At 55.3% G+C, this 12,969-nt stretch carries 7 protein-coding genes; 1 reads left to right on the top strand and 6 read right to left on the bottom strand.

Features of this window, described 5'->3' with window-relative positions; genetic code table 11:
* Window positions 1–135: 135 nt before the first annotated feature.
* The 6 genes from RIB44_08370 to RIB44_08345 all read right to left on the bottom strand — a co-directional run bounded on the left by RIB44_08370 (window position 136) and on the right by RIB44_08345 (window position 11,431).
* Window positions 136–1,515, bottom strand: a complete 1,380-nt coding sequence (locus RIB44_08370; GenBank protein ID MEQ8616594.1) for a sulfatase — start codon at window positions 1,513–1,515, stop codon at window positions 136–138.
* Between the two features lie 58 nt (window positions 1,516–1,573).
* On the bottom strand, window positions 1,574–4,228 hold the full coding sequence (locus tag RIB44_08365) for a family 78 glycoside hydrolase catalytic domain (GenBank protein ID MEQ8616593.1): 2,655 nt from the start codon (window positions 4,226–4,228) through the stop codon (window positions 1,574–1,576).
* Between the two features lie 18 nt (window positions 4,229–4,246).
* Entirely contained in the window at window positions 4,247–7,006 is a 2,760-nt protein-coding gene (locus RIB44_08360; GenBank protein MEQ8616592.1) for a BNR repeat-containing protein, read from the bottom strand.
* Window positions 7,007–7,209: 203 nt separating this feature from the next.
* Window positions 7,210–9,144, bottom strand: a complete 1,935-nt coding sequence (locus RIB44_08355) for a family 78 glycoside hydrolase catalytic domain (protein MEQ8616591.1) — start codon at window positions 9,142–9,144, stop codon at window positions 7,210–7,212.
* A 104-nt stretch (window positions 9,145–9,248) separates the two neighbouring features.
* Window positions 9,249–10,877, bottom strand: coding sequence for a FecR domain-containing protein (locus RIB44_08350; protein ID MEQ8616590.1), 1,629 nt, complete (start codon window positions 10,875–10,877; stop codon window positions 9,249–9,251).
* Window positions 10,877–11,431, bottom strand: coding sequence for a sigma-70 family RNA polymerase sigma factor (locus RIB44_08345; GenBank protein MEQ8616589.1), 555 nt, complete (start codon window positions 11,429–11,431; stop codon window positions 10,877–10,879). Before RIB44_08345 ends, RIB44_08350 begins: the two co-directional genes overlap by 1 nt.
* A gap of 374 nt (window positions 11,432–11,805) precedes the next feature.
* Here RIB44_08345 and RIB44_08340 point away from each other — a divergent pair, with 374 nt between their 5' ends.
* A complete protein-coding gene (locus RIB44_08340) occupies window positions 11,806–12,915 on the top strand; it encodes a DUF1559 domain-containing protein (GenBank protein MEQ8616588.1) in 1,110 nt (369 codons plus the stop codon).
* Window positions 12,916–12,969 lie beyond the last annotated feature (54 nt).

The following is a 12,969-nucleotide window of genomic DNA, read 5'->3' as shown; positions in this document are numbered from 1 at the left end:
GGAGAGTCTCGTAGAAAGTGAAGTTGTTGGGCCCTATATTCGAAATCACGCTGCGATCGTTTTTCAGAGAGGGTTGGAAGAATCGCAGTCTATAAAAGCTTCCTGTGCATACAGCTAGAGGCTTACCAAATTGTCTTAGTTGGACAGAACTTTTAGTTCCTGAAACCTCTCTCGCATTTCGCTCAACTGCTCAGCATAAGCAGGATCATTCGCCAGATCGTTCTCTTCCCGGGGGTCGGCCTTGAGATCGAACAGTTGTTCGCGGTCGAAAGCGGGCCAGTAAAAGTACTTCCAATCTTTACGGACAAGTGCCTCTGAGGCGGGGATGAAGTCGTTGCTGCGAAGCATGGGGTGCTCGTAGAAAAACTCCTCACGCCACGGTGGCTGGGTGGCTCCCATGTAAAGTGGGCTGAGGTCTTGGCCTTGCATCGTGTCGGGCGGATCGATACCCGCGGCAGCGAGGATGGTGGGGGCCAAGTCGACGTTGAGCGTGAACGCATCGTTAGTGTGGCCTTGCTTTTGCGTTTTCATCCGAGGGTCGCGGATGATCAGGGGGACGCGGATGCTCTCCTGGTGCGGATACCATTTGTCGGCTAGGCCGTGCTCAGCGTGGTAGTAGCCGTTGTCGGTGGTGAAGATGACGAGTGTGTTGTCGGTGACGCCCTGCTTGTCGAGTTCAGCCAGCAAGCGTCCGCACGTCGCATCGACTTCGGTCGCCAAGCGGTAGTAGTTTTTCATCATCCTCTGGTACTTCTCAGGCGTATCGAAACGCCAATGCCAGCGATTGCGTCCTTCGTTCTCTTCGGTCGCGACAAACTCAGGTAAGCGATGGAACGATTCGTCGGTCGCATTCGGCGGAACAGGGATCGACACATCCTGATACAACTCCATGCTTTGCGGCTGCGGAAGAAATTGGAGCGGGTTTTTGTCCTCGGCGTGCGTTGCGAAGAAGGCGACCGTCAGACAGAAGGGCTTATCGGCGGGGCGCTTCTGTAGGAACTCAAGAGAGTCTTGCTCGTTCTTGGCAGTGACGTGCACTTTCGATCCGTCGGGCTGTTCGATCCAGTGGGTGCCAGAATAGGCGCGGCCAAAGTCGAAGTGCTCCGCGGGGAAATCACCGTTGTGCCATTTGCCGACGTGGCCGACGTGGTAGCCCTTGTCACGCAGCAGTCCCGGGTAGGTTTGCTCCCAGGGTGTCTTCCACATTTTGAAGTTGCGGCAGCCATGTCGCGACATCCATTGCCCAGTGAAGAGCGTCGCGCGACTGATGCCGCAGATCGATGTGGAGACGCAATTGTGGGTGAAGCGAACACCCTGACCGGCCAGGTCGTCAAGAACCGGCGTCTGCACAACCGGGTTTCCCGCGACTCCCAGGGTGTCGTGCCGCCAGTCGTCGGCGAACAGCACCAGGATGTTCATCGGCGATTGCTCAGCGGCACGGCTAAGCCCGCTGAAGACCGCGATCGCTGCGAAGCAGCAGAGTTGGGCTAGGATGCGGAGAAGATTTGATTTCATGGGGAATGAGTATCTTCGCGTAAGGTTGGGCGGGGTTGGTTCGTTTCACCTGCCAACGCTACTCACTTTCGGGAGCCTGGCATTGAAATCGGTGCATCCCCGCGGTAACGGTCTCTTGAGGCCGCCCGTCGGGGAACTGAATGGTGGCCGTCGTGTTCGGCGGGACGGTGATGTTCATTTCGATCTGGCCATCGATCTTCTTCCAACTGCTCGACGCTTTGCCGTGGGGGGTTTCGAGTTCTGCACTGGCCGAAGTGAGTGGCCCCGTCACATCGGGCAGGACGTAAAAGTGTTTGTAGCCGGGGTGACTGGCGTCAGGCGAGAGGCCGGCGATGCGTTCATACATGAATTGACCGATCGCACCGTAGGCATAGTGATTGAAGGAATTCATCGCGGCGTTGCCAAAGCCATCTTTGTGGCTGTAGCTATTCCAGCGTTCCCACATGGTGGTCGCCCCTTGATTGATGGAAAAGAACCAAGAGGGGTAAGTCTCTTTGAAGAGTACGGCATAGGCTACGTCGAGATGGCCGGTTTGATCGAGAGCCGCGGCAAGAAGCGGCGTACCAAGAAAACCGGTGCGTAGGTGGCCATCGGCTTCCTCGATCAGGTGGACCAAATGCTTCCCGGATTTTGCGTGGAGGTCGGGAGGGATCAACTGGAAACCGATCGCCAGGATGTAGGCAGTCTGGGTTTCGGGGACGTTCTTGAGTTTTCCTTCCCCGTCGAAAAAGTATTCAGCAAACTCCTTCTTCGCTGTGGCCGCTTCGGCGCCGTACGTTTCCAAGTCTTTCTCTTTCCCGAGTACGCGAGCTGAGTTGGCAAGAATCTGCACGCTGTTCACATAGAACGCAGTCGCAAGGTATCGGTGTGGTGTTTCGCCTTTGTTGTCGGGTGCGTAGGGTTGCAGCCAGTCGCCGAAGCCGACGACTTTTTCAACGACGCCGTTTTTCAGACGCTTGCGATACCAGCCGACCAGCCGCTCCATCATCTCGTAGTTCTCTTCCAGGATTTCTTTGTCGCCTGTCCTGACGTAGACTTGCCAAGGAATAATGGTTGCCGCGTCCATCCAGCCGGGGCTCCCCCCGCGATTGTTCAGCGCGTCTGGGATGACATGCGGAATGCGACCGTCGGGGAACTGATCGTCTCGCATCGAGCGGAGCCAGCTTTTCCAGAAGGCGTGGCAATCGTAGTTGAACATTGCCGTGGGGCAAAACGCTTGCGCATCGCCCGTCCAGCCGAGACGTTCGTCTCGCTGGGGGCAATCGGTGGGAATGTCGAGGAAGTTGCCCCGCTGTCCCCACGTGATATTGCTTTGCAGTTGGTTGAGCTTTTCGTGTGAGGAGGTAAACGTGCCGATCCGCCTCAGGTCTGAGTGCAGGACCAATCCTTGGACCCAGTCCTTCTCGGGAACGACTCCCTCGGGCAGTCCAGAAAGTTCGACGTAGCGAAATCCATGAAACGTAAACAGCGGCTGCCAAGTAATGGTCTTCGATTCGGCAGCCGTGTACTTATTGAGTGATTTAGCGGAGCGGTAGTTCTTCGTGTAGAGACTGCCGTTCTTGTTGAGCATCTCGGCGAAGCGGATCGTGACGGTTTTGTCTTTTTCGACCGGTATCTGTAGCTTCGGTAACCCGACAATGTTCTGACCCAAGTCGAAGACAAAGCGGCCGGGCTGCGGCTCGGTAACTTTGACCGTCGCAACGGTCTCCGTGACGCGCACCTGGGCAAAGGGCTTCGGCGTTAGTTTCACATCGCCCAGTTCTTCGCGTGCGATCGCCGAAGTCCAAGTGGATGCGTCGAAACCGGGCTGATCCCACTCCGGCATTTCCTGGCGGGCATCGTAGGCTTCGCCGTCGTAGATGCTTGATGACCGAATAGGCCCTTCGAGCGTCGCTTTCCAGGCGTCGTTCGTGACGATCGTTTCGGTGCGGCCATCTCCGTAAGTGATTTCTAACTGTGCGAGCAGTTCCGGGGAGTCGCCATAGAATTGCCGCTGGTCTTTCCAGCCGATGCGGCCCGCGTACCAGCCGTAGCCCAAAGAGGTGGCCAGCGTGTTCTCACCGTCACGAATTAGATTGGTCACGTCGTAGGTTTGCGTATCGATCCGCTTGGAGTAGGAGGTCCAGCCTGGGGTAAAAGCATCACTGCCGATCTTTTGTCCATTAAGCCGCATCTGGTAAAGGCCGCGTGCCGTTGCGTAGAGACGGGCACGTATCACCTTGCCAGATGAGTTGAAATCGCGACGTAGCCGTGCGACTTGCTCTATCTGCTCGTCAGCATCCCACTTGGGACTAATCCAACTAGCCTGCCATTCTTTTGAACTGAGGAGCCCCAGTTCGAAGCTAGCGGGTTCACTCCATTCAGAGTCCTCACCAGCCTCATCGCGGAAGCGAACACGCCAACTTAGTTGTTGACGCGAAGCCAATGGATGACCGCCGTAGGGGATGAGGATCGATTGATCGGAATCGATCCACCCGGTGTCCCAGGCCTTCTCTTCCTGGAGAACGTCTCGCACCTCGATCTGATAAGCCGTTTGGCTAGCGGTGCCAACCGGTAGTTGCCATGAGAAAGTCGGCGTTGCGTCGTGGAATCCTAGAGGGTCTTCGAACCCTTCGCCCACAATGAGGTGCGTCGGTGCAGGAGCCAACCCAAGGGCAAGTCGAACCAATAGAAGCTGTAGAAACAATCCTTGAAGGCAGCGTACGGTCGTCATGTCTTGGGTTCAGGTTCGTTATGGACGGTGGGTCGGAGGTCGCCGCCTAAAGTAGGGTGCGAGAGCCAGCGAGAGAAGTATAAGGCTTGATGGTTCCGGAACAGCAGTCGCTGAGCTTAGCAATTGAGCCTGAGTTCCATAGTTTGCTTGCCAGTCGGCGAGGTTGCCAACAATCGTATCGCGTTGCCAAGCTAGGAAGTCAGCACCATCGACATCCCCGTCCCCGTCGAAGTCGCCAGTGTCATCGATCTCGACGGCTGTGCCAGAGATAGCCACATTGTCGAGGTACTGATGATGACCTGATGCCCCCAGCGTGCCCCCAGTGAATTCCAAGAGGAAGGTCACTGTTCCATTCGCATCCAAGGTGTTGTCGGCTAGGCCTGTGAGATCGATATCGAAATCATGCCAATCAATGGTACCGCCCGTTATGTTTGGGGCATCTCCGCTCGCTACTGATCCCAGGGTGAGATCACCTGAGATCACGGACAGCTCCCAGTTATGAGAAGAGTCTGGCCTGAAGGTGCCTGTGTCGAAGTGGAATTCCGTCAAGTCTCGATCGACTCCGCTTGAGTCAGTGAGCGTAAACTCGATCGAACCTTCTTCGCCATTGACCAACCGATATCCATCGAAACTATCATCGGTCGTTTGATCTGCTGTTGGCGTCGCCAAGGTTCCCCAGGTTCCGTCGGTATTGCCGCTGGCAACTAGGCCAAACTCGACATTGTTTCCGGTCGTGGCTGTGGTGTTTCCATCGGTTACGCTAGCAGCTTGAATCCCATTGGAAGCCCATCGATCCCAGCCGGCGATGAGAGTACTAGGCAAGGCTGGTACTTCGCCGGCTATCGCCACATTGTCGAGGCCCTGGTGGTGCCCCCCGGCCCCAAGAGTTCCTCCTGTGAAATTCAGCCGGAAGGTGACCGTTCCGTTGGCATCGAGAGTGTTGTCAGCGACGCCAGTGAGGTCGATGTCGAAGTTCGACCAGTCCTGCTGCCCCCCAGCAAAGGATGGGACATTGCCTGTCGCTACAGACCCCACCGTCAGATCGCCTGAGAGGACTGACAGTTCATAGTCTCGAGCGGAGTTGGGCCTGAAGGTAGCCGCATCGAAGTGAAACGTGGTTAAGTCTCGATCGATTCCGCCTGTGTCGGTCACCGTAAAGTCGTAGTAACCCGAGGCACCGTTGGCCAACCGTGCCGCATCATTGATGTCATCGGCAGTGCCATCAGCTGCGGGAGTATTCAAGGTTCCCCACGTTCCGTCGGTGCTCGACCGCATATCGGAGTCGAGGCCAAATCCACTGCTGGCAGATGTGCCTGTGGTGATTCCGTCGGTCACGTTGGGAGATTGCACTCCTGAGTTCTGCCAAGTATCCCAGCCCGCGATTAGTGTGCCTTGCGTGACAGGCGGTGCGGTAGTGCTGAATTCAAGGACACGTAGTGGACTGCTGGTCGGATTGGTTGGATGAGGGCTACCTTCTTCTTGAATAAATACCGACAAAATCCCGTCATCGAGCAAGCGCTGGTTGTCGACTAGCGGTGTGCCATCGTAATTGTAGGTTTGGTCTACGTGCAGAATCTCCCAGTCATCGTAACCGCCTAGGACTTTCTGGCGCCCGGCGATGACCAGGTCGTCGCCTTCGGTGAAGAGACCGTAGAGATGACCGTTGCTATCCACACTTATCCTGGGACGGCTCCCCACCGAAGTCCCGGCTGGAAACGCGCTAACATCCCAGGTCCCCGATTGCGGGTCGCGATAATAGTGGAAGTACTCCGAATTCGTCCTGTCACTGAACGGTGAATTCGTGAAACTATGTCCCGGAGTGCGATGAAACATTAGCGCGTGAACGCCACCGTCTGGATCCACGATTTGGCCTTGCTGATTGAGTAAGGCTTGGCGACGGTCGAGATCGACGACCTCAATGCCAGGAGAGTTCAATGTAATCGGCGAAGAATTCGTCCCTACTAGTTGGCCGTCGTTGTTTCGCCAAGTGACTCCCTTGTCATCACTGTAGGCATACATGATGTCGTGATTTCCATCCTGAGTGCCTTCCCGCCAGTTCCAAGTGGTGTGCAATCTGCCGGAACTGTCGAAGTGAAATCCGTTGTGGTAAGAATTACGACTGCTTGATGGGTTGCTATTAGCATCGTCATAAACTTGGCCAGTTGATCTCCCTTTGGTCACAAACCGAGTGCTGCTCCATTGCCCTGTTGCCGAGTTATAGTCGGCGATCCGGTGGTCACCGTTGCCGCTGCCATAATCGCGATAGGTCAAGACCAAGTCATCACCCACGTTGGCAAAACGGGGATAGGTGACACGGGGGATTGTAGAACCTCCAACGTTCAGCGAATCTCGCTCAGCGTTTAGTATCGAGCTATTCCAAGTGCCGCCAGTAGCGGCTCCAGCATTCGTGGTGACGTAACGCAGTGAATCCACGTGATGATCAAAGGACAAGTGGATGCGTCCATCCCCGGAAATTCCCAACCCAATGACGTTATGGGAATCCCATTCTCTATTGGGTGATGAGGCTGTTCCGTCGCCGTTGTCCAAACCAAAGCCGGTGTCAAATGTTTCCCAAGTCGTCCCAGTTAAGTCGCGACGCGAAAGATAGATGTCTTCATTGGTGGGACTATTGTGATACCAAGCTGCATACTGATAGCCGCCATGTGTGATAAGTGCTTCTTGCTGGTAGGGCTGACCGTTGATCGTCGTGGCAAAGTTACCACCCGTAGGTAAGATCAGAGCGTCGGAATCGAGCAACATGTCGCTCAGTGGACTCACGCTGAACTGCGCAGACGCCTGTGGCAATGTGCTTGCCGTAAGAATCACCGCAACTGCAAAAATCGCTTTCCGCAGACGTCTAGCAAGGAACCTTTCAGAATTTCTCGCGCCAATTTGCATGGTACATCCTCTCTGCCACTATGTTCCGAATCAAATCCGTGTCTGGCTCATAAGTTCGCACGATGCCTGTGCCTCGCAGCCATCTAGCGCACTTCGATCTTTACCGTTCCCTTGATGTCCTCCGTGAGCAACCAATATCCCTTCTCTAGCTTGGCTTCCGCCTTTTTGCCGTTCACCAAGACGCTGCTTGCCCCAGGCTTCGACGGTACCTGTACCGAGGCGTTCATATCCTTCGGTAGTTCGACGGTCATCTGGAATACATCGCCATCGGCCCATTCTACCGAAACAGGACCGTGCGGAGTGGGAATCACCCCCTCGGCAAAGTCGAGCCCGCTCGGGCAAGGACGAATCTGTGCGCGATCCCAGCCGGGGGCCAGTGGTTGGACGCCCAGAACGTAGCGCGGGAGGAGATTGGCCGGCGCCGCTCCCCACGCGTGATTCCAATCGAGGTTTTTCTTGACTTTCTCATTCCACGATTCCCAGGTAATTGTCGCGTCGGAGTCGAGCATGTGACGCCAACTTCTTTCTCCCGGGGCGATGATCAGTTCAACAGCGGCTTCACCCGCTCCGTTCTCGAAGAGTGCTTCCAGGAGATACTGCGAAGCGTAAGTCGAGCACCGCATGCCTCGTTCAACGAGCCAGTCGACGATTCCCTGCTTGTCCTCTTCCTTCACGAGGCCAAAGGCGAGAGGAAAAAGGTTGGCGTGTATGGAGTGATGATTCACACCAAGACCATCGCGGAACAGACCTTTCTCGCGATCGAATAACTGCGCGTAGAAGACTTCGCGTCCGCTCTCGGCGTGAGCTCTGTAACGCTGGGAATCTTCTACGAGTCCTGCTGCGGCAGCCAAATCGGACATCTGCTCGACGGCAGCCAAATGAAATGCGTTGACGACGGTGTTGACCTCGGTTCGCACAAATCCGTCACGTTCGCTGGGTGGCCAGTCAATAATGTCGTTCCAGGCAATCTGCTGCTGGTTGCTATGAACCAACTCCGAACTGAGGCAGCGCTCCATCAGGGTTTTCGATTTGAGGCTCTCGTAGCGCTGAGCAACCCACTCAGCGTCGCCATTTTGCATCCAGTCGGCATGAGCCATAAATACCATTTGAGGGCCCCACTCCGTCGGCCACGTCGGGTAGGCGATCAGCCAGTCGAACGTATCGCGGGCCATGCTCGGGTCGTGATCGACGTAGAAGTGACTCAACTGGTTGAGGTACGCATCCGCTTCGTAGGGAATCCGCTCTCGATCTCCATCGACGTACACTCCAGCAAACATGGTCGCCTTGATCGAATAGCGACAGAGTTCCCAGACGCGGTTGAGAGTTTCATCGGAACATTTGAAGCTGGCGGCATTCTCATCCCAATGTTTTGGGAAAGCCGCACGGCGAACGAGTTTGATCTCGCTGGCATCCAGACCTGCCGGCAAGCCTTCTATTTCAACCCAACGAAACGGAGTGACAACGCCCCACTCGTTTGGGGTCAGAACGGCCGGAGGCGTCGGCCCGGAGCGTCTGACTTCTCCATTCTGTTGGGTATTCCTCTCGTCTGGTGGGGGAGCGAGGACTGTTGTTTTGCCAGGTTCGATCTCCACTGCGATTTCGCTGAAGCGTACGGTTCCAGGCGGATCGCGATCGATCACTCCATCTTTCAGTTTTTCGCCAAAACGAACCGTCAGTGTGCCTTGGAAACCAGCAGGTGGTGAAAACTCCAGATTACCAAAGGCCACTCGCCCGAAGTCGAAGAACACCGCCTCAGAATCAAGCCGCTTGGCCTTCTCAGGCAACTGTCGCTCAAGAGCAATGATTCCCTCGGCAGGAGGCTTTGCGGGATTGACCTCGGCGAGAGGAACTCGAATCGCCACTCGCTCGGGCGAGAGTGCGTCTTTCGACTTCGCTGGGCTGTGTAGCGCGACGAGGAGAAGACCCATCATCAGGATCACGCACGTCTGTAGAGACCTTCTTGCGGCGAGTTGCATGGGCTTCGTGTCCAAGTTGTCGTTTTCAAAGGGTAGATTCATCGAGGCCCAGGATGTTACGGCCACAGCAGAGACCACACGTGGCGAATCTCTGCGACTTGCCACGCAATTCCATGCCCCGGCAATTAGTCGGACTTTGTGTGGTCCTACTGCCTTGGAAGGTCAAGAGCGAAGGAGATCGCGGGCCAGGTTGATCCGTCGAAAAGGTCGGAATCGTAGGCAGCATCGTTGAAGTTATGTTGCCTTCCGAAGGCATACCACTCAACTCTCAGTGCCATCGGGTTGGGGATCACGCTGAGCACTGCCGCTCCATGCTTCCAAACTCGTTGCATTCCATTCCGCACATCGACTTCGATAACATTCCTGCCTTTGACGAGCCCCTCAGTGACATTGACGAAGCGAAACTGAGTGTGGCCAAACGGCTGATACTTAATGTTGTCGACCCATGATTGAACTTTGACTGACTGGCCATTAACGCGGACAGCAGCAATACCGTTATCCGCTAAGAATCGACCGAAGAGCTGCATGGTGGAAAGGTCATAGCCCTCCAAGTCAAACTCGGTTTGGAACGTGTAGACGGAATTCGCCGGTGCCGTTGTCCAGTCGGCAATGGAAATCCACTGAGATGCGCTAGGATCGTTTTCCAAGTAACGTTCGTGCGGGACACAAACGGTGGCGAACTCTTCACCTTGGAATGCGCCGTCTGGACCAGCGACGACTCGCCAGTGTTGGTCTTCATCGCCGACCGCAAGCCCTATGCCTGTGTTGTTGAGTTTGACAGGTCGATACGGTTGCGAAACGCCGAAGTCTAAATCGGCGAGTCGCTGCTGAGCAGCCTCTGGCTGTGCATTCTTGAGAAGTCCGTTCCCATCAACGGAAACTTGTTGTCCCTCGGTGACGAGCAGCCCCCTACGCTGTTTCTCTTGAGACTTTGTGGGGTGAACCCGGACCAAACCTTTAAGGACTGTCGTTTCGGAACGCACTCCAGGGGAAGCTGAAACGGTGAATGTTGTCCCGAGGTCCACGATGTCCATTTCTTCGGTGACGATCGTGAAACCTTTAGCCCATGAAGCGACATCGACGGCGACTTCGCCATGGTTTAGGCGGACGCGGTCGTTCGCCAGAAAGGTAAGTGAGCAAGGCGCTTCGGCGACGATTTCAGCGCCAAAACCGACACTTATCCGCGCGTCGCCGGACTTGAGATTGACGGTTTCACTTTCATAGAGGGCTTGGCCGATCTCGAGTTGCGAATCCTCCCAAACAGCTTCCTTGGCAGCCGCCAAAGTGGCAACAGGGGCTGGCGGCCTTCGTACCGATCGCTCACTGGACTTGCCGTGCTCCTGCGAGTCGCCTTCCGAACCAGCGTTGGCTACCGTCTCGCTTCGATCCGGATTGCCGAGTCGATCCGCTGAGGAATCCCGAGTGTAAAGATACGTCACCGCGAGTAGCATGGTCGCTGCGATACCAACACTCAAGGCGGGAAACCAACCAAGTAGGCTTGTGAGTTTATGAGTCGATCCAGCGGACGCTAATGCAACTTTCCCTTGTTCAGCGTTGGAGCCGCCTAAGGCACTGGCGACAAGTTGTTCAGGTGTAAGGAGGCCACTGGTGTCAGCGAACTCATGGAGAGCCACATCGAGTTGGGCGTATTTGCGAAATTTCGTGCGAGCCGATGCTGAAGAGCGCAATTCTGTTTGCAGTACGAGCGAATCTTGCTCGCTAAGACGGCCATCGAGCCAGGCAGCTACCAGTTGGTCAAAGTCCTTTTCAGACATTACACGCCCTCCTTGGCCATGGCTTTCGAAACACACTTCAGGAGTGCTGACCTGAGCCGTTGTACCACTTTGTAAAAAGCCTGTTCGCTCTTGCCCGATTGTTTGGCCACTTCACGGATTAGGACTCCCGGCGAATAGACCTTCAAGAGGATTTCACGACCGGCAGCGTCCAACTTCTGTAGGCACTCTTCGAGGTATTGCCGACGCATTTCCCCACGCTCTTCTTTGGCCCCTTCGGCGGCCAGTAGGTCCCAGACATCATCGGAAAACACCAATGGAGTGCGTGCAAGTTTCCGACGATAGCTCATGGCCTCGTAACGAGCGATCGTCAGGAACCAGCCACCGAACGAGGTGCCTTCCTGGAAATCTGAGAACTTTCGCCACGCGACCAAGCTTGCTTCCTGAGTCACTTCTTCAACGTCCTGCCAAGTTGGGAGCAAACCCCGCAAGAAAGCGCGTACGCCTGGCTCATGCTCAAGCAGATGCTTAACGAAAAGCTCGTACTTCATGGGGTCTGTCGGCGGACCCGGTTTTTCTGGGGAATGTTGCGGCATGTAAGGTTACGCCCCAGCAACGGGGATTTGGACATGCAAACCACATAATATGGGAAATTTTCGTTGTAAGCATCGGCATTCCAAGGAGCCCGACTAGGCGGAAATCGCGAGCAATTACCTGGAGATTGTCTTAACCCCTGAGATCTACGATTCTCCCTAAAAAATTCGAAAATGCTGCTTTTCCTGTCCATTTCCGGGGCATCTTGGCGTGTATTTGTAGGGATTTTTGAAAAGGCCGTATTTCTGGCTTCCGGACAGCCCGCATTAAACCTTTTTCGCTGAGAGAAAGCGGATTTAGCTTCCTAACGTCGTCGGAGCCACTCTTGGTCGAGACGGAAGCGAAAAACTCAGGCAGACTAGAAAGGACTTTTCACATGATGGGCCCTGCTCAGGCACCCTCGAAGCCGACCTCGATCGCGTCTCTACTGAGAAATCAGGATCGATTCGCGGAGAGGGATGTAGCGTCCTCTGCTTTCAAGAAGCCAGCACGCACGAACGGTTTTACGCTAGTCGAGCTTCTTGTTGTGATTGCGATTATTGGCGTTTTGGTTGGGCTGCTTCTACCGGCGGTTCAGGCAGCTCGCGAGGCCGCTAGACGCAGCCAGTGCCAGAACCGGCTGCGCCAGCTTGGCCTTGCCTGTCAGAATTATGTTGCCGCCCGTGGGCAGTTCCCACCTGCAAGCGGTAAGTTGTCGCCAAAGCAAGTCAAAAACAATTCTTGGGACGTGGGAAACTGGGGATATCTGGCTTACCTGACCCCGTACGTTGAGCAGGAATCTCTCAGGAATCTTTTGGTACCAGAACTGCCGTACGACCGGCAACCGCAAGATGTCCGTGACTTTTTGGATAGTACCCCGATCTACGAATTCAAATGCCCCTCCTTCTCCGAGACGCAACCGGTCAACATCGGCAACTTTGGAAGTAGTGCAACCGTTGAGGACAATGCATTGGCGACTGCCTACTGCGCGGTGCTGGGGGCGAACCTTGATGAGTATGCGGGGACCGACCTGATCCCTGGTTGCGGTGCCGGGAATCGGATCAATGAGAATAGCCCTTACCCCATGCAAGAGAATAACTCGGGTAACGGTCGGTGCCATTCTGGAGGAGAGGGAAAGCTAGCGATCAATGGTGTCATTACCTTCCGCGGTGAAACGGAGTTCCGGCAGATCACCGATGGAGCAAGCAACACGTTCATCATCGGTGAATCGGCATTCGGCTTACCTGAACAGCAAGGTACGCGTCCGTGGTGGATTGGTGCAGCCACGACGTGGTTCTACACAGCCCATAATCTCACTTACCCACTCAATAGTGCGACCGTATCTGAAGTACAACGGAACGATGTTGGGTTTGGTTCGGAACATCCGGGAGGTTGCCACTTTGCCATGGCGGATGGCTCTGTTCAGTTCATCCAGGACAGTGCTGATCTCCCAACCCTTTATGCTTTCGCGAGCCGTGGCGGGGGCGAAGTGATTTCATATCGTTAAATCAAGTCATCTCTGCGGAACAGAGACCACCTGCAAGTCAACAAAAGCTGCTAA

The sequence above is a fragment of the Lacipirellulaceae bacterium genome, assembly GCA_040218535.1.
Taxonomy (GTDB): Bacteria; Planctomycetota; Planctomycetia; order Pirellulales; family Lacipirellulaceae; genus Adhaeretor.
Note: the sequence above shows the minus strand (reverse complement) of the source record. Positions and strands in the feature narration are given on the sequence as shown.

Bases quoted from the DNA above. Each gene is read 5' to 3' on its own strand.
- RIB44_08365 (MEQ8616593.1), bottom strand. From the start codon at position 4,228: ATGACGACCGTACGCTGCCTTCAAGGATTGTTTCTACAGCTTCTATTG.
- RIB44_08355 (MEQ8616591.1), bottom strand. From the start codon at position 9,144: ATGAATCTACCCTTTGAAAACGACAACTTGGACACGAAGCCCATGCAA.
- RIB44_08345 (MEQ8616589.1), bottom strand. From the start codon at position 11,431: ATGCCGCAACATTCCCCAGAAAAACCGGGTCCGCCGACAGACCCCATG.
- RIB44_08340 (MEQ8616588.1), top strand. From the start codon at position 11,806: ATGATGGGCCCTGCTCAGGCACCCTCGAAGCCGACCTCGATCGCGTCT.
- RIB44_08370 (MEQ8616594.1), bottom strand. From the start codon at position 1,515: ATGAAATCAAATCTTCTCCGCATCCTAGCCCAACTCTGCTGCTTCGCA.
- RIB44_08350 (MEQ8616590.1), bottom strand. From the start codon at position 10,877: ATGTCTGAAAAGGACTTTGACCAACTGGTAGCTGCCTGGCTCGATGGC.